The 231-nt window shown below is 39.4% G+C and carries 1 pseudogene; it reads right to left on the bottom strand.

Annotation, left to right across the window (positions count from 1 at the left end):
* Window positions 1-80: 80 nt before the first annotated feature.
* Window positions 81-231, bottom strand: a pseudogene (locus LVD47_RS23570) (hypothetical protein); the annotation flags it as partial.

Raw genomic sequence — 231 nt, forward strand, 5'->3', positions numbered from 1 at the left:
TAAAAAATACGAAAGTGAAAGAGCCGAGACTCTTTCACTTGCGAGTTAATACATAAAACCTTGCAGATAAGACAAAACGATTAGTCTTTACCTACGTGAAGAATTGCAAGGAACGCTTCTTGTGGAAGCTCAACGTTACCGATTTGCTTCATACGTTTCTTACCTTCTTTCTGTTTCTTCAATAGTTTCTTCTTACGGCTCACGTCACCGCCATAACACTTAGCGATTACG

The sequence above is a fragment of the Membranihabitans maritimus genome (assembly GCF_021729145.1).
In the GTDB taxonomy this organism is placed as follows: domain Bacteria; phylum Bacteroidota; class Bacteroidia; order Chitinophagales; family Saprospiraceae; genus Membranihabitans; species Membranihabitans maritimus.